Annotated in this window: 14 protein-coding genes; 7 read left to right on the top strand and 7 right to left on the bottom strand. The window is 58.2% G+C overall.

The window, feature by feature from the left end:
- Nucleotides 1-825 precede the first annotated feature (825 nt).
- On the top strand, nt 826-1800 hold the full coding sequence (locus HY019_RS12220; RefSeq protein ID WP_290692436.1) for a right-handed parallel beta-helix repeat-containing protein: 975 nt from the start codon (nt 826-828) through the stop codon (nt 1798-1800).
- Entirely contained in the window at nt 1712-2056 is a 345-nt protein-coding gene (locus HY019_RS12215; RefSeq protein WP_290692435.1) for a hypothetical protein, read from the top strand. The genes HY019_RS12220 and HY019_RS12215 overlap by 89 nt, the downstream gene beginning before the upstream one ends.
- Before the next feature lie 217 nt (nt 2057-2273).
- Here HY019_RS12215 and HY019_RS12210 read toward each other — a convergent pair whose 3' ends face one another.
- The 7 genes from HY019_RS12210 to HY019_RS12180 all read right to left on the bottom strand — a co-directional run bounded on the left by HY019_RS12210 (nt 2274) and on the right by HY019_RS12180 (nt 11167).
- Nucleotides 2274-3848: a glycosyltransferase family 39 protein gene (locus HY019_RS12210; RefSeq protein ID WP_290692434.1), complete on the bottom strand. Its 1575-nt coding sequence runs from the start codon at nt 3846-3848 to the stop codon at nt 2274-2276.
- Complete coding sequence (locus tag HY019_RS12205; protein ID WP_290692433.1) at nt 3845-4795, bottom strand: glycosyltransferase; 951 nt, start codon at nt 4793-4795, stop codon at nt 3845-3847. The genes HY019_RS12210 and HY019_RS12205 overlap by 4 nt, the downstream gene beginning before the upstream one ends.
- Before the next feature lie 246 nt (nt 4796-5041).
- Complete coding sequence (locus HY019_RS12200; protein ID WP_290692432.1) at nt 5042-6241, bottom strand: glycosyltransferase family 4 protein; 1200 nt, start codon at nt 6239-6241, stop codon at nt 5042-5044.
- A gap of 35 nt (nt 6242-6276) precedes the next feature.
- Nucleotides 6277-7461: a glycosyltransferase family 2 protein gene (locus tag HY019_RS12195; RefSeq protein ID WP_290692430.1), complete on the bottom strand. Its 1185-nt coding sequence runs from the start codon at nt 7459-7461 to the stop codon at nt 6277-6279.
- Nucleotides 7461-8633 carry a hypothetical protein gene (locus HY019_RS12190; protein ID WP_290692428.1) on the bottom strand — a complete coding sequence of 391 codons (1173 nt, stop codon included), beginning with the start codon at nt 8631-8633 and terminating at the stop codon, nt 7461-7463. The genes HY019_RS12195 and HY019_RS12190 overlap by 1 nt, the downstream gene beginning before the upstream one ends.
- 145 nt (nt 8634-8778) lie before the next feature.
- Nucleotides 8779-10149 carry an O-antigen ligase family protein gene (locus HY019_RS12185; protein WP_290692490.1) on the bottom strand — a complete coding sequence of 457 codons (1371 nt, stop codon included), beginning with the start codon at nt 10147-10149 and terminating at the stop codon, nt 8779-8781.
- Nucleotides 10142-11167: an acyltransferase gene (locus tag HY019_RS12180; RefSeq protein ID WP_290692426.1), complete on the bottom strand. Its 1026-nt coding sequence runs from the start codon at nt 11165-11167 to the stop codon at nt 10142-10144. Before HY019_RS12180 ends, HY019_RS12185 begins: the two co-directional genes overlap by 8 nt.
- A 102-nt stretch (nt 11168-11269) precedes the next feature.
- Here HY019_RS12180 and HY019_RS12175 point away from each other — a divergent pair, with 102 nt between their 5' ends.
- The 5 genes from HY019_RS12175 to HY019_RS12155 all read left to right on the top strand — a co-directional run bounded on the left by HY019_RS12175 (nt 11270) and on the right by HY019_RS12155 (nt 17554).
- Nucleotides 11270-12820 (top strand): oligosaccharide flippase family protein, encoded by a 1551-nt coding sequence (locus tag HY019_RS12175; RefSeq protein ID WP_290692424.1) that lies wholly within the window; start codon nt 11270-11272, stop codon nt 12818-12820.
- A 142-nt stretch (nt 12821-12962) separates the two neighbouring features.
- On the top strand, nt 12963-13595 hold the full coding sequence (locus HY019_RS12170; protein WP_290692422.1) for an XrtA/PEP-CTERM system exopolysaccharide export protein: 633 nt from the start codon (nt 12963-12965) through the stop codon (nt 13593-13595).
- A gap of 17 nt (nt 13596-13612) precedes the next feature.
- Nucleotides 13613-15163, top strand: a complete 1551-nt coding sequence (locus HY019_RS12165; protein WP_290692420.1) for an XrtA system polysaccharide chain length determinant — start codon at nt 13613-13615, stop codon at nt 15161-15163.
- An 11-nt stretch (nt 15164-15174) separates the two neighbouring features.
- A complete protein-coding gene (locus HY019_RS12160) occupies nt 15175-16128 on the top strand; it encodes an XrtA-associated tyrosine autokinase (protein ID WP_290692418.1) in 954 nt (317 codons plus the stop codon).
- Nucleotides 16109-17554 carry a hypothetical protein gene (locus HY019_RS12155; RefSeq protein ID WP_290692416.1) on the top strand — a complete coding sequence of 482 codons (1446 nt, stop codon included), beginning with the start codon at nt 16109-16111 and terminating at the stop codon, nt 17552-17554. Before HY019_RS12160 ends, HY019_RS12155 begins: the two co-directional genes overlap by 20 nt.

Here is a 17554-nt window from a genome sequence, read left to right as displayed (position 1 = left end):
CACCCCGGGGCGAGGCGACTGGACCCCGTCTGAATTGAATCAAGTTGCATCCTGGCGCGCAGGCAGCAGAGCGCGAATGCCCATCCCATATCGCAAAAAAAGTCAAACCCCGAACCGGGGGTTCGTGAAAAATTTTGCGCGCTGCATGCCCCCCATCACCGCCATGAGTTTTATTGCACCGAGATTCCCCGTCAATTACTTCATTTGCCAGACGCGCCATTGAAACGTCTTCATACAAATGCAGCGCTGAAACGAGCGATTTATTGAATACGCTTCACCCATCTGCTCAACGCGACCTGACCACAGAGGCTTATCTTGAAACTGACGTCCGCTATTACCGCTGTCGAACACCTCCAGCTTGGCCAACGCCTGAGCTTTCTTAACAGCTGCATCGCTGTGATCAGCGTCAGCGCTGCCATCACTGGCTGCGGTGGCGGCGACGGTTCATCGTCGACAGACCCAACAACCTCCGGCAACCTGACTGCCTCCGGCACGCCAATTGCCCAGAGTCCCGCACCGGCCCCGGCTCCTGCACCAGCTCCCGCACCAGCCCCTGCTCCCGCACCGGCCCCCGCTCCCGCACCGGCCCCCGCTCCTGCGCCAGCCCCCGCTCCTGCGCCAGCCCCGGCCCCGGCTCCTGCACCGGCCCCGGCTCCTGCGCCAGCCCCTGCTCCCGCACCGGCCCCTGCTCCTGCACCGGCCCCTGCTCCCGCACCAGCCAGCGTCGTTGGCGCTTGCCAGCCCTCGGGCAAGGGCACCGACTATCAAGTCGGCCCCGGCACCGGGCAACTCGCATCACTTGCGCTCGTCCCGTGGGAGAAGCTGGTGGCCGGTGACACCGTGCGCATCTTCTACAGCGCCACGCCTTACCGCGGCCACATCCTGCTGGCAGCCAATGGCACTGCATCGGCCCCCGTCCGTGTTTGCGGCGTCAAGGGCACCAATGGCGAACGCCCCATCATCGATGGTCAAAACGCCGTGGCTCGCAAGGGCCTGGCCTACACCGGCGCCAGCTCCGGCAACATCCAGGAAACGCGTGCGCTCATCATGGTGGACCGCCTGAACACGCAAAGCTGGTCTGCCGCCTACCCCACCTACATCCAGATCGACGGCCTGGAGTTGCGTAACGCCAAGCCTGGCTACACCTTCACCAACTCGCTGGGTGGCGTTCAAGCCTATGACAGTTTTGGCGCATGCCTCTGGGTAGAGCGCGGCGCGAACATCACGATCGCCGACAACGTGATCCATGATTGCACCAACGGCATTTACACCCGCTCTGTTGACGTCGGCGCCGGCATGTCCACCATCACCCAGGACATCCGCATCGCTGGCAACTACATCTACAGCAACGGTGCCGCCAACGACATGTTCCTGCATAACATCTATGCGGAAAGCCTGCGCATCACCTACGAGTTCAACCGCCTTGGCCCCCTGGTCCCCACCTCTCAAGGTATCGGCATCAAGGACCGCTCGCTGGGCACCGTGATCCGCTACAACCACATCACCGAAGGCGCTCACTCCATGGATCTGGTCGAGCCGGAAGACTGGTCTGCCACCGCAGCCACCTTCTCGCAATACGCCCCGACCTATGTGTACGGCAACGTCATTGTCAAGAACGGCGATACGGGCTCTCCCATCCACTACGGTGGTGACCACATGGGCAGCGAAGCCTCCGATCACCAGCGCCGCCGGCGTGGACATCTGGCTGCGTATGCCCAGCGACGTGGCTCCTGGCTGGACAACGGGTGGCACCATCAACCTGGGCAAGAACTTCATCCGTTCGACCTGGGGCCTGGATGATCCTTACCACCCCGTGCCCGGCATCCTGACCGGCAAGGCCAACGTGGTGACCAGCACCGTCAGCCCTGTGAGCTCATCCACCTTCACCCCGGTGAGCGGCACGTCGATCGTCAACACCGCTCAGGCCAACCTGACTGCCGTGGCAGCCTACCCGGTGCTGTACCAACCTGCCACGACCTTCTCGAAGCCAACCTTCGGCCCGATCGCCCGCCCCGTCAACGGCACGGCAGCAGACATGGGCGCCATCGAGTTCTGATCAGGTTCCAGGCGCGAACAGCGCCACTTGCTCAGCTCAACAAAAAGGCTGAACTCCGAAAGGGGTTCAGCCTTTTTTCTTGCTGACGCCACATCGCAAAGCAGACGACGCGACTTCAGCAGGATGGCCGGAATGCGTTCATCCAGAACCAGAAGCGCAATGCGCGCCACGTTCTGTGGCGCCCCGCCAGGCTTGGTGCGCTGATTGTTTGCAGGACTCAGGGCACCAGGGGATTCGGGATGAGCTTGATCCCTTGTGCATCAGGCGTGGCGCGCAGCACTGCCATCTCAACGCCAAAACGAACCACTTCCTGAACCTTCACTGGCGTTGCCAACTCGACCGTTTCGTCGTAGTTCATGCGATCAATGATCCACACGTTGACGGGTCGCTCGGTGTGCCCGGTCGCGTTCACCCCCGTCACATACCGAACGCCGTTGGAGAGCAGGTAATCAGTCTTGGGCACAAGCCCCAGGCGCTGCGTCCAGACAGGACCAAGCTTTGCCAACAATCTGGCCCATGCCGCATTCGGGTTCAGCGGCATGACCTCCAGCGGAGCCCCCCACTCAGGAGCAACGGCATAGCGAGCCACCCCCCAAAAAACGCTGTAATGGGGGACAACCACCACGTCGCCAGGCTTCGCATGTTGCTTGACGTACAAGGCTGCCGGCTTGTAGTTCTCCTCCAGATGAGGCACCCGGGCGGACCACATCGACCAGCAAGCCATTGCCACGACGATTGCACCGACGCCTAACCTGACAGCCAAAGAAGTGGCACGCGAAACACCTGCGCCCACCCCCATCGCCATGAAGGGCAAGATATTGGCCATGTAGACAGGCGCCTTGAACATGGGTTTGCCCAGCATGCCAAAAGTGATGCAGGCAAGGAGCACGCCAATGCACATGACCGCGGTGGAGATGCGGGAGCGCACGTGAGCGACACCCAAAAGCACCAACACCCAATACGCTGCACCAGCAATGAACGCGAGGGGGCCTGCCAGTTGCCAATCCCACGCCCAGATCAACTGAACTGGGTAGGCCAGCATCCCAGTCAGATCAGGCGCAGCCAAGCGCTCGGTTCCGCGAACCAGAGAGTTCCCCAAAACCGGCAACACGGCCAAGGCAAAAACAAACTGAACGATCAACCAGCGTTGAAAATTTTGACGCGGCGTCGCGCGATAGTCGTCAATGAGTGCCGCCAGGGCAATGAAGGCACAAAAGAAGAAGCCGATGGCGTGCGTGTAGGCATGCGCCAACTGCACGAACAACATGAACGCCGCAGACTTCCACGAACCCTCGCCCAACATGGATCTGTTCGCAACCCAACAAAGCAAGGCTGTGGCAGGCATCAACGCATACATCCGCAAATTGGATGCGGCCCACGGGAAATAGGGCAGCGAGCACAGCACCGCGACGCTCCAAAGCGCGGCCGTCGTCCCGTGATACCTGGCCACCGTCTTGTACAAAACAAAAGTGCTGAACAGCAAGCAGACGATAGAGCTGGCCAAGGCCCACTGATCAGAACCTCTGTTGAACGCAGTCCACCCCTTGAGCAGCAAAAAATACAAGAAGGGATGAATATCGTTGCGAAGCACCTCGATCGGCAAGCTCCAGGCAGGTTGCAGGCCATGCGTGATCGCGATGAGCTCGTCCTCCCACAGGGAGGACCGCAAGGACCAGGCCTCGAACACACCGAAACAGGCCATCGCCAGTAGCACACCAAAACCAGCCAACCAGGCCAGGCCTGGTCGCGAATCAGTCACCCGAGCATCAGGCGCACGCTCCGACGCACTCATTTCAAGGCTCCCGAGCTCAAGTACCACATCCGCTTTTGCTCCAGGCGCCCTCGCGCCACGCTATCCAGAACAAGGCCGCAAACGGTTGAAATACCCGCCAGGATCATCAAACCCGTCGCCAGGATGGCCGTCGGGTATCGGGGAACCAGGCCTGTCTGATAGTAGGTAATCAGCAAAGGCAGGGCCAACAATATCGCCACAAGCGACAAACCAATGGCTGTCACACCGAAAAATCTGGCTGGCCTGATCTCTTTGAACAGAATCAGGAAAGTAAAGAGAATGCGAAACGCATCCCGAAAAGTTCTCAACTTGCTGACAGACCCCTCCTGGCGTGCTCCATATGGGGTCTGGATCTCTGCAATGCGCATGCGCAACTGACAGGCATGGACCGACATTTCGGTTTCAGTTTCGAAGCCACTTGAAATAGCGGGGAAACTCTTGACGAACCGCCTCGAGAAAATTCGGTATCCCGAAAATATATCGGTAAAAAGCGGGCCGAACAAGTTTCTGTACATGCCATTGAACAGGCGATTACCCAAGCCATGCCCGGCACGGTGCGCGTTATCGTAGACACCCATCCGCGTACCGACAACCATGTCCAACTGATCGTCCAGCAAGCGCTGAATCATCTTGGGGGCGGCTGTGTGGTCGTATGTCCCGTCGCCATCTGCCATGACATACACATCGGCATCGACATCCGAGAACATTCGACGCACCACATTACCCTTACCCGGCCACGGCTCCTTGTGCACCTCGGCCCCTGCGGCCAATGCCTCGGACGAGGTATTGTCTGTCGAACAATTGTCAAATACGTAGATTTTAGCCGTTGGCAGCGTCTCGCGAAATTGCGCGACAACCTTGCGAATGGACAAGCCTTCGTTAAAACAAGGCAGCAAAACGGCGATTCGCACTGAACCAAAATCTGTGGTGGTGGCCGTAGGTGTCAAGTCAACTCTCCATGCTCAATTCGAATGCTTGTATATACGCTAGCTTGCGAACCAGGCATTCATATCGTGAATATCGAGCAGGATTTAAATGATTCCCCGCCCGAAAACACCGACAAGTTTGACGCCAAGCTTCACCGCTAAAAGCTTGGCGAATCATAGCAGCGGCCTACCTGATCGAGGGAGACCCCATTTGAGTGACCAACCTCAAAATGTCCCTCAAGCCAAACGACCTGAATCACCGCAGCATCAACGCCCTTGCAGGCCCTTCACGAACTCGACCAGTTGCACCACGTTATGGCGCCACTGCCTCTCCGCCGCGATATACGCGCGTGCCGCCACACCGACGCTTTGGAGCGCGTGCGTGTCCACGCTCTTGGACAGGACCATCTGCACTGCTTCATCCAACCGGCCTGGGGTAAATGTCCAGCCGGTCACCCCCTCCTTCAACACCTCTCGAATAGGCAGGAAACTGGGCGCGACAGGCGCGATGCCACAGGCCATGAACTCAAAGAGCTTCATTGGCGAGGTGTAATCACCTGCGCTGGGCAAAATGGCCATGTCCATCGCTGCAAGCAGGCCGGGCACATCGTCGTGAGCCACACGCCCGGCCAGAACGACCTGCTCTTTCAGCCCTCGCTGACTGACGAACTCTTGCACCTCTGGAAATGTCGAGCCATCGCCAACGAGCAACAAAACCAGATCAGGACGGGACTTGAGCTGGTCTGCAATTTCAAACACAAATTTGTCGATTGCATGCCAGGGCAAAAAAGCCCCCAGATAGCCACACACCACCTTGCCATCAAGCCCCCATTTCGAACGGGCAGCGGCACGCTGCTCCGGCGTGGCGGTGAATTTGTCGATATTGGCAGCATTGGGCGTGACGATTGCCGGCGCGATGGTGCCATGCGCCGCCTGCATGCGGTCGCGAAACACACTCGACACGAAGACCAGGCCCGACGCGTTCCGAAATGTCCACCCCTCGATGGCCTTGGCAATGCGCAAGAAGTAAAGCGGCCTCACACGCTCGACCATGGCCGAATCGTTGACCTCCAGGATCATCGGGATCTTCTTCAACTTCGCCAGCCAGACGACCGCAAACATGAACAGGGAGTAGCGCTCGTAAATGAAATCCACCGTCCCCTTGCTGGACAGATAGCGCCATACCCGCCATGCAGCCACAACGTTGTAGGCCACCTCGGTCAACTCGAAGAGAGGCTCCGGAAAACGGGCCACCAATTTCATCAGCGACGTGGCCTGTTTCGTGGGCGACATGGCCTTGGGTGACGCATAGGGATCAGCCCCAGGCAAGGAGATGATGTCCACCTCCACACCATCTGCCCGCAACGCGTCCGTGATGCCCCGAATGTGCACGCCCTCGACAGCCTTCCCCTGCGTGCGATGGTGATAGAGCACCCTCTTCACCAGCTTGCTCAGTTTTTCGTCCATGCTCAAACACCCAATCAACAATTATTTTTTGACGCTCAGCGACTCGTACGACGCCATGAGCCGCTGTACGAACCCGACACATATCGCCAGGAGGCGATGACGAAGGCGAAGTTCAGCGCAAACAGGAAAGCAAACAAGTTCAGCGCGGAAGGCAATCGCTTCGATCGGCCTTGCAACAGATAGGCCAGCACGGCAACAGCCAGCCCCGCCGACTGCAGCATGACCCACCACCACCAAATGGGCGACAGGCAGGCCAACCAGACAGACGCGGCCAGCGACAGCAGCAGCAAATGCGGCGCCAGCCACCTCAGAACCTTGTGCGACAGATACGACCACCTGGTCCCCCAGGACGTGCGCAACAAGTACTGCGGGCTTCTGAACAAGGCCTGGAAATTGCCGATGCCAATGCGAATCCTGCGCTGATATTCATCGCCAATGGACTCGGGCATCTCTTCTTCCGCACGGGCACCAGGCGCGTACACGATGCGCCCGCCCGACGCTGCGACATTCATGGCGATACAAAAATCATCACAGATCGTGTCAGGTTGCAGCGGCTGCCAGAACGTCCGGCGAATAGCGTAAATCGCGCCATTGGCACCCAAGGCACCACCAATGCGGCTCTCGAAAAACTTCAAAAATTGCTCGACGCGCCAATACAACCCGTCTTGATTGTTGCCGCCTGACGAGAGCAAATGCAGCTCGCCACTGACACAGCCGACGGACTCATCCTTGAAAGGACGCACCAGGTGCATGAGCGCATCCGATGCGAAAAAGGTATTGGCGTCAGAAAAAACGATCACCCCCTCTTGCCCTCGAGACACCAGGTCATTGAGAACATTGGCCTTGCCGCGGTTCTCCTCGAACGCAAACACAGTCAGGCGAGGATCAGCGAACTGCCCAAGAATGGCGGCTGTGTCATCGCGGCTGCCATCGGAACCGATATAGATGCGCAGACGCTCTGGCGGATAGTCCAACTCCAGCAAATTGCGCACGCGCTGCGCGATGTGCTTTTGCTCGTTGTAGGCCGCGATCACCACGGCCACCATGGGCCAGTCAAACTCGCCCACCATGCGACGATCGGACTTGGCCATTGCAAATGCGATGTCCTTCCTGAACTGCACGACCCCGGCGACCATAGCCAGCAGCAAGGGGTAAAGCAGATAGGAGTAAAGGAACAGGGCAACGCCCAGCAACCCCAGGACGGTGAGCAACATCAACATCAGGCGGCGGCCTGCGGCACAAATGTCGGGCGCGGGATCAAGTAGTCACGGTAGTCGTTCGGATTGCCCGACTTGCCAGCCTCCGCAGCCTTGATGATGTTATAGGTCTCACGTGCACTGACGTAATGCAACTGCCACTTCACGCCATCGTTGTACCTGGACTCAAGGTAGCTGAAGGCCTTGTCCATCGAATCCCCCAGCAAGGTATTGATGTCGCGCTCCTGCGTTCCATGGGTGTGAACCTTGACAATGATCCACTCAGGGCGCCCCTCGACATGGATCCCGGTTTCGACCCAGGCATCAATGCGGTCTGGCGTAGCTGGGCTGTTTGAGCGCACATCGGCATTTTCAATGCGGGGCAGGATGCCGAACTTGCGATTCTTCATCATGAAGCCCAACGGGCCCTGGATGATCATCAGGTCGCCCCAGGCTTTGCCACCCACTTTCACGCGTTCACCCGTGTCATGCGACTTCGGCTTGTGGGGATCGTCCTTGGCGTAATAGATCTTGTTGATTGTGCTGGTCTGACAAGGATCAGGCGCCGCGGGAAAGGTGTAGTCCGCGTAGCAGCCTTCTTCGCGCAAAACGATCAACTCATTGTTGACCCCACAGCACACGCCATCGGGATGTGAATTGTCGAGTGCCCAATTGCCATGAATGAACGACCAGAGCGGTTGGCCATTGGCACCAACAGGCAAGGCCCCGTGATCCTTGACCAACAGGCCCGTGAAACGCTGAAGCTTTTCGCGCAGCCCCGCCTCTGTGTCGTTGTGGTGATGCAAATGGATGTCGATTTCACCCAAGCCCATGCGGCACAACTCGACCAGCGCGTTCATGTGCTCGGGACGATATTCTTCTTCCGGGTAGAAGAACGAGTGCACTGGCGGGCGGCCATCTGCGTCGCGGTGGTTGGCGCAGAGTTTGGGATAGTCCTGACGCCAGCGCGCCACACGTTGCACTTCGACTTCATAGCTTGGCTTGGCCCACTGCGGCTCGTAGTGGTCCACAAAGCAGAACATCACATGCCGAGTCCCGACAGCAGCCTGACCTTGAGCCCGCCAATCCTGTTTTAAATAGTTGCCAAGCCAAACCATCAGGTTTTTCTTGCGGATCTCCCATGCGAGCAAGGCAAATGGCGCCAGCACCGCCAGCAATACAAGGCTTAAAAACATATGAAAGCGGGGCGAGCGCGCCTGCTGACAACAGACCCTGCCCGGACATGAAATGATTGCACGAGTCTATCAGGTCCCCCTCAAGCGCGACTATCCCCCGCCTACAGGCCCCTCAAGCACGTGCCCTTCCAACAGGCCATGCACCTCACAGGAAATGAATCAAAATAAACGCACGCACCGCCGCAATGGACACCAGCACCATAAGGCATGTGTTTTTGAAGAATTTCAATGGCGCATGAAGTTCAGAAATTCCTGCGCAAGCTGGGGACCGGCACGCCGCCACCCAGGAAGCCGCACACAAGGCCAGCAGGCAAAACAAGACAGGTTGATAGGTTCTGGACAGAAACCAGGCGCAAGCCATGTAACCGACCAAAGACGATCTCAGAATATGCCCCGCCCTGCTTTCCATTGAACCGGCCGGCGCATAACGAACAACACGATTGACCGCAGTGAACCCCAGAACCAATAACGCCATCCAGAAGAAATAACCAAAGACACCCAGCTCCGCAAACCCAAGAACGAAGGAGTTATGCGCAGTAAGATAGTAACGATCAAGGAAACCGCCGTAACCGACCCCAAAGAGCGGCGACGATTTCAACATATTAAAGCCCTCCACCCAGGCCTCAATACGCTCTTCGGCAGAGCGCTCCTTTGATGACATTTCCCGACCGCCGGTTGCCCCGATCACAGCAAAAACCAGCGCCGCCACCCCAACCAGCACGATGGTCTTGAAGTTTCCAAGTTTGCTTCGTGCGCCAAAGAACAACAAACACCCCACACCAATCAAGGCCCCACGCGAATTGGTCAATATGATGCAATAGCCCATGATCAAGCTGGGCAACCCGACAAGAAAAATATTGCGGAACCAGGCACCTTCGCGAACGAACAACCAGAGCATCGGTATGGTCATGACCAAGGCCTGGCCAAAATCATTGGGGTCATTCAAGAACCCAACCCCACGCACCCGCCACCGAAAAGCCCCCGAATGGTCCTCTGCCGGGATGGGTGGGCGGACCTTGGGCGCGTCGACTGAAAAATCATATGTGCCCTGCTGCATGACCAACTCTTCAGACATGTAGCCAGTGTAATAAGCGTTGATACCTGCGAGAGCCAGAATGAGCAAACATACTGATATCACCAGGCAGGTGATTCTCAACCTCGACATATTGGGCACATTGAAGCTGATCAGCACAAACAACAGCAAGGAGGCGCTGAAATCCGCCATGGCCGACAAGGCATCACCCAGGCGCCCCTGCACAGCCAGAGACAGGAAAACGGCCAGCATCAGGAAAAACAAAACCCAGTAATGCCGCGCGGTGGCGGCAGCGTCCTTGTGCACCAACACATGCGCCAGAGAACCCGCAAAAACAATCAACCAGATGAACAGCATGGGCCGATAGTCAGCCAACCACTGCGCAAACAACTCAACCGGCCGCAAATACAGGAAGACCAGGTAGGTCAGGAAAAGAAAGAACAGGAAGGAGACTCCCTCCCCCCGCTTGCCAGGATCAAGCACCCGCAACCACCCTTCTTATCACAGCGGACAGCGGCCTCTCTACACGCACATGCACGAGATACGCCAAGAAGAGGACAAGCACAAACACCAACCCAGAACACAAGATCGGCGCAATGCCCATGCCGTAAAACTGCTTGATCAGCACATAGCCGATGTACTCGTGAAGCAGATAGACCGGGTAAGTCAGCGCGCCAGCCCACCATAAAACAGAGCCGCCCGCCAATTCAAATTGTTGCCTCGAAATCAACCAGAACAGCAAAGGCACAGCGCTGCCAATGAGCACGGCCACCCACACATCCATACGGTCAAATTCAGACATGTGCGCTGCCTGCGAATATATATAGGCCAGAGACAGCGCGGACGCCATAAAAAACAAGGCATGAACACCCACAGACCTATTGCCACCCCGCATCAGATACGAACAAATACCAAGGCAGAAAAAAGGCGCCCATCTCGCTTCCAGCACAAAATCAACCGGATACATGGGGCGAATCCAGTTGACCAATGAAATAAACAGCCATACGGCCATGACCACAACGATGTGCTGCAAGGCATTGAAGCGCAGCAACAACCAGATCAGAATATAAAAGTGCAACTCAACGGCAAGCGACCAATAAGCCCAGTCAACATAATCTGCACCAAACCAATGGGTCAGCATCGTGAAATTGATCAAGACATCTCGCCAGGGCACCATCAGTGTCGCATCGCCCCCCAGGCGAACAACCAGCGTCGTTAAAATGATGGCCATCCAGAAAGCGGGATACAGGCGAGCCGCTCGCGACGCCACAAATGCCCTCGCGCTGGCTTTCTGAGCGGACAGAAATATGACAAAACCGCTGATCGAAAAAAACAAGGGCACCCCAAGGTAGCCAAACTTCACGACAGACTGCAAGGCAAGAGGCTGATCAAAGGGAATCCAGCCGCCCAAATGCCCTCGATACAGATAGTGAAACGCTACCACCATGACACAGGCCACAGATCTGAGCAAATCGATTTGGTGATAACGGCTCGAAGCCATCCAGTCTCTCCTATACAATGCAAACACGTCGGCAGGGCCGATCCTACAACGAGACACCCTCTTCGCTGCAGCAGAAAACCCGCCACTCAGCGCGCCGCACGCATGCCCCCGACGCCCAAACCGACATCCAACCTCCGAGCAGCCGCACTGATTGCCGCATCGACCTACGTCACGACGGCGCTGGGCTTTGCTGTCAGCATCATCATCGCGCGCAGCCTGGGCCCCCATGACTATGGGCAGTACGCCTATCTCGTATGGCTATCAGGGCTGCTTGTCGTCATTGGCAACCATGGCCTGGGCATTTCAGGCATCAGATTCATCTCGGAGTGCTCCGGCAGAGGTGAACAGGACGAAGCAAGAAACGTTCACTATTGGTTGAGAAAACAGCAATTTGTCAGCGTTGTCGCTGTATTGATTCTGTTTTCAATCTCCACAGTCTTTTTCAAACCGGCAGGCTGGATTGGCAGCACCGGTCTGCTTTTGTTGATCATTGCGGTATGCGTAAGCTGCAAGGCCTTCTATATGTTCAACATATCGATTGCCAAGGGCTACAAGAAATTCTCGGTGGAATCATGGTCAAACATGATCATCACTTTGGTTTACACCATCGGCGCGGGCGTTCTGGCCCTTTTCCACGCGTCGCTCAACAGTTTCGCCATATTTTTCGCACTGATCAGTGTTTCTTATATGCTGCTGGTGAGGTATTTCTTCAAGAAAGAGGACATCACCCCGGGCCTCACGAACTGCCGTGCAGACACCTTGAGCCGTCTCAAACCACATCTGATGTGGACCATCGTCCTGGTGGTGGTGGCAACGCTGAGCAACAAGACCATGGAAACGCTGTTGCTGAGTTCTTTGACTGGCCCGGCTGAGGTGGGCTATTTCTCGATTTCCTCGGCGCTGACCCGTGGGGGCATTGACCTGCTGTCCTCCGCCCTGACCACCATGCTCATGCCCTTGATGAGTCACGCATACGGCGAAGGGGGCGTGCGCGGCGTCAACACCATTCTGGCAAGGGCGCTGAAGTACTTCACGTTCCTGGGCCTGCTGATGGCCGGCCTGGGCACGCTGTGGTCCGAACCCGGCATATTGATGATGTATGGCAGCAAATACAGCCCGGTCGTGGATGTCTTGCGTGTCATGACCCTCATCGGCGGATTGACGCTCGCGGAAGGCGCCTTTGGCGCACTGCTGTCCACAACAGACAACCAGAAACTCTGGGCGCAGATTTCCATCATGTCGATTGTCGTCAGCGTCGTGACGTCCGCATCCCTGGTGCCCTTATATGGCCTGAAAGGCGCCGTTTTGTCTCACGCCATTACCCGCCTGACCATTCTGTTTCTCATGATGTGGCAGATCCGAAGAAGCATGCGCGACATCCATCTACCCGTCAAACCCATGGGCAAGCTCGCCCTGGCCGCGGTGCTGGCCGCCACCTTGATTTCACCCTTGCTGTTTTGGACGCACGCGCCAGCCATGGAATTGGCCTGTGGCGCCCTGTTCGTGGTCGCCTACATTCCTTTGACGTTTTGGCTGGGCGCCTGGTCAGCGGACGACCTGGCAGACCTGCAACCATTGGTCCAAAGATTACCTGCGCCGGCAAAGGCGCTGGTTCAGAGATTGACGAGCGCGCAACACAAGCGAGTCAATTAGAAAACACGCCCGAATGGGGTGTTACTCGGTGCAGCAGTTCTCACCCGAAGTTGCCGAAATAGCCCTATGCTTACGGGCTAGCCAGCCCTCAAGGCGGCAACTTCGCTTCAAACATCAGGCTTGAAATCTGGAAGGGTCAGTCATGCCATCAACCGCCCATTTTCTGCGTGCTGCTCTGCGTCTGGCCGCCTCCGCCGTCCTGACGGTGGGGCTGAGTGCGTGCGGCACGTTTGACCGCTACCCGGCCGCGCCCGTCAAAGCAGCCAGCCCTGATCAACTGTACAAAATTGGCGCCCTCGACCAACTCAACATCGTGGTGTGGCGCAACCCCGACCTGTCTGCAACGGTGACCGTGCGCCCTGATGGCCGCATCTCGCTGCCACTGGTGGAAAACATCGTGGCCGCAGGCCGACAGCCCGCCGACCTGTCTCGTGAAATCGAGGCTGCGCTGGCCAAGTACATCCGTGAGCCCGTGGTCACGGTCATGGTCAACAACTTTCAGGGCGTGAGCACTGAGCAAATCCGCATCGTGGGTGAGGCCGCCAAGCCCCAGTCGGTGCCCTTCCGCCAGAACATGACACTGCTGGACGTCATGATCCAGGTGGGTGGCCTGACCGACTTCGCCGATGGCAATGGTGCGGTGCTGGTTCGCGGCTCCGAGTCGGGCAAGCAATACAGCATTCGCCTCAAGGATCTGCTCAAGCGTGGCGACATCTCCGCCAACATCGACATCAAGCCGGGAGACATCATCATCGTCCCGCAAAGCTGGTTCTGAGTTTACCGACCGACTCTATGGACGACGTATTACGACAAGTTCAAGGCATTCTGACCGCGATGCAACAGCGTCGCTGGCTGGGCATGACCGTCGCTTGGATCGTGGCCTTGCTGGGTGCTGCTGTGGTTGTGGTCATGCGCGATCGCTATGAAGCGTCAGCGCGGGTATTTGTCGACACCCAGACCGTGCTGAAACCGCTGATGACCGGGCTGGCCTTCCAGCCCGATGTCGATCAACAAGTGAACATGCTGGCCAGGACGCTGATCAGCCGCCCCAACATGGAGCGCCTGATCTCATCACCTCGTGTGGGCTTGCAAGGGCTGAGTGACGCAGATCGGGAAAAGGTGATCGACCGCTACACCAAGGAGATCAAGGTGACCTCCAGCGGCAATGCCAATCTGTTTTCCATCACATACCGAGACGTCAACGTCCAGCGCGCCCAACGTGTGGTCGAGGAGCTGGTGTCTTTGTTTGTGACCTCCGGGGTCGTGGACAAGCAGCGCGACTCGGAGCAGGCACGCCAGTTCCTGGACGATCAGATCAAGGTTTACGAGAGCAAGCTCACAGCGGCAGAGAATCGGGTCAAGGACTTCAAACTGCGCAACTTCGGCCTGACTGGCACGGCGGACAAGGACTTCTTTGCCCGCATGTCGAACACGACCGAGGAACTCAACCGCCTGCGCGTTGAATTGCAGGCGGCAGAACAATCTCGCGATGCCCTTCGCAAGGAACTCGCTAACGAGGATCCCACCATTCCCGTTGAGGCGATGGGCCCCGGCATGGGCGTTCAGTCTTCAGAGACAGAGACCCGCCTGGACGCTCAAAAGCGTTTGCTCGATGACCTGATGCGCCGCTACACGGACGAACACCCCGACGTGGTTGCCGTCAAGCGCAACATCGTTCAGCTGGAGCAGCAACGCAAGGTTGAAGCAGATGCCAAGTTGCGCGCCAATGGCGGCAAGATGCGCCCCGCCCCCACCAGCCCGGTGTTCCAGCGTATCCGGGTGGCCCTGGCTGAAGCAGAAGCCAAGGTAGCCTCCTTGCGGGGCCAGGTGTCGGCGCAGCAGTCTCAACTGGCCGAATCCCGCTCACTGGCGTCGCGCATGCCCGAGGTAGAAGCTGAGCTGGCTCAACTCAACCGGGACTACGAAGTCGTTCGCAAGAACTACGAGCAACTGGTCACGCGCCGAGAGTCCGCGTCACTGGGCGAAAAAATTGATCAGACGACCAAAGTGGCAGAGTTCCGCGTGGTTGAACCGCCGCGCGTGTCACCCAAGCCTGCGCAACCCAGTCGCATGGTCATGGCCTTGCTGACCATCCTGGCTGCGATAGCGGCGGGTACCGGCTCGACATTGGCGCTCAGCCAACTGATGGGCACCGTCAATGACACAAGGCAACTCAAGGAGATCAGCGGAAGGCCGGTTCTGGGCAGTGTCTCGATGGTTATCGGCCCCACCATGCGTGTCGTCGTTGACAGAGGCAACAGGCTCTTCATGATCAATGTGGCGGCGTTCTTCCTGGTGAACATCGCCTGGCTGGTGGTTGTCAGCCAGCGTCTTCTTCCTTGAGGGCCCATCAGATGAGCACAATTGAACGCGCCGCCAAGAGACTGGAAGAACTGCGACGCGCTGGCGTGGACATCTCCTCCTTCGAGCCAGATGCTGTCCCCGCCCCCACTCCAGCCCCCGTCACTGCGGTCACTGAAGACATGAGCGACGTGGTGACCATTCGCATCCCACAGCTCGCAACCGACATGCCGCCCATGGCGTCATCCACCATGGCGGAGCCATCGGCCTTGCCGGATCGCCGCAGCCGTGAAGTCGAGCTGGATCTGCGCCGTATGTCGCGCTCGAATCTGCTGGTGCCCGGTGAGCCACGCTCGCAACTCGAAGAAGAGTTCCGCATCATCAAACGGCCGCTGCTGGAAAACGTGCGAGGGCAGACCGCCGTACGCCCTCACCGCGCCAATCTGATCATGGTGACCAGCGCCATCCCCGGTGAGGGCAAGACGCAAACCGCGATCAACCTGGCCGTCAGCATTGCCATGGAGCTGGACCACACCGTCTTGCTCGTGGAAGCCGACGTGCTGAGGCCCTCCGTGCTTGAGCGCATGGGCGTGTCTTCGCAAAAAGGTTTGCTGGATCTGCTGTCCAGCAAAGGCATGGCCCTGTCTGATGTGCTGCTCAAGACGAACATCCCGAAGCTGACGCTGCTGCCAGCTGGCACCGCCAGTTCGCGCTCCACTGAACTGCTGGCCAGCACGGCGATGGATGATCTGCTGGAAGAACTCGCGAGCAAGTACGCCGACCGCGTCATCATTTTTGACACGCCACCACTGCTGTCGACCACAGAGTCGCGCGTACTGGCTGCCCACATGGGTCAAGTGGTGATGGTTGTTGAATCAGGCAAGACGCCTACCAGCTCAGTACAACAGGCATTTGCCACGGTTGAGAGTCATCCGGTGGTGCTGAGCATGCTCAACAAGTACCAGGGCCCCAAGGGCAAGAACACCTATGGCTACTATGCACCGTGACACGGGCGCAAGCCTGGTCCTGACAATAGGCCTGCTGCACTGCTGCCTGCCTGCCTATGCACAGATGCCGCCGCCGGAGCCTGCGCAGCAAGGCGCCGCACCGACAGCCCAGATCCAGCCCATGGTTGACCTGATGGTCACAGCCACCACCAATGCAAACGGCGCAACGACCGGTGGTCAACCCAAAAAAGATGTCATCCTGAGCGCGTCGGCTGGTGTTGCCGTCAATGCCAAGGGCGCCAATACCCACGCAGAAGGCCAATGGCGCTTCACCTCGGTCAAGTACACGCATGGTTCACAGCCCAGCCAGCTTCTGCCTTCTGGCCAGCTTGATCTGCATACTGATCTTTATCGCAAGGAAGCGGGCCTGGATGCGTCAGCCTCTGCAGACCAGGTCGCATCCTCGGTGGGCACGGCACCGGGTGCCAACAACACGGCAGACACGACCACCAACACGCGACTGAGTCTGAGCCCCTTCTACACAAGGCAGTTTGACAACGAGTCATCTTTGCTGGCACGAGCCAGGCGCACCTGGATCCATTCCGTCTCGAACGGCGCCAGCAATGTCGAGAACAACGGCGCAGAGGACAACCACCTGCTGCGCTGGGAACGCCGCCCCGTTCGATTGGGCTATGCACTGGAGGCCAGCTACAGCAAAAGCCCGATCTTTGCCCCGACAGGTGCGAGTTCGCCCAACTCGTCACTGACACGCAAGACGGTATCGGCATCGCTCCTGTATGCGCTGACGCCGGAGTTTGCCCTTGGCCCCATCCTGGGGCGAGAATCCAGTCAATCGCAGGGACAGTCTTTCACCGGCGCCATCCGCGGAGGTCAGCTTCGGTGGCAACCCAACGAACGCACCCAGCTCAAAGCCACACTCAAGCACAGCGTGTTTGGCAAAGAATGGGAGCTTGACGCCATTCGCAAAACGCCATGGACCACGTTCGGCATCTACTCCAGGCGCAGTGCGGAAGCCACGACACCCCAACAGTCTGTGGCGATTCCGTCAAGCACTGCCAACAATTTTGGCACAGTAACGCGTGACACCACTTCTGGTCGAATGATGTTTGCCGGGCGTCGCGACAGCCTCAATGTGAGCGCAGGCCTGACCCGGACCACGCCGCTCGCCCAGAACACCCTCACCCTCACCCCACGCACCAAGGAATACTTCTTTGACACAGAGGTGCTCCACAGACTGACCCCTCAGAGCAACCTGTCGGGCGGCCTGCGCTGGACGCGTGGACTGACCTCCGCGACGGATGCCGTGACGCTGTCACGCGACTTCACCGCACGGATCGGCCTGAGCACCAAGCTCATGACGGACACAACCGCCACGATGGGCATCAAGCGACAACTCACACACAACCCGTCGATCAACACCAGCAGCGAATCCGCCGTGTTTGTTGGCTTGGGGCACCGCTTCTAG

This window comes from Aquabacterium sp. (assembly GCF_016195855.1).
GTDB lineage: Bacteria > Pseudomonadota > Gammaproteobacteria > Burkholderiales > Burkholderiaceae_C > Aquabacterium.
This window is presented reverse-complemented; position numbering and strand designations above follow the sequence as displayed.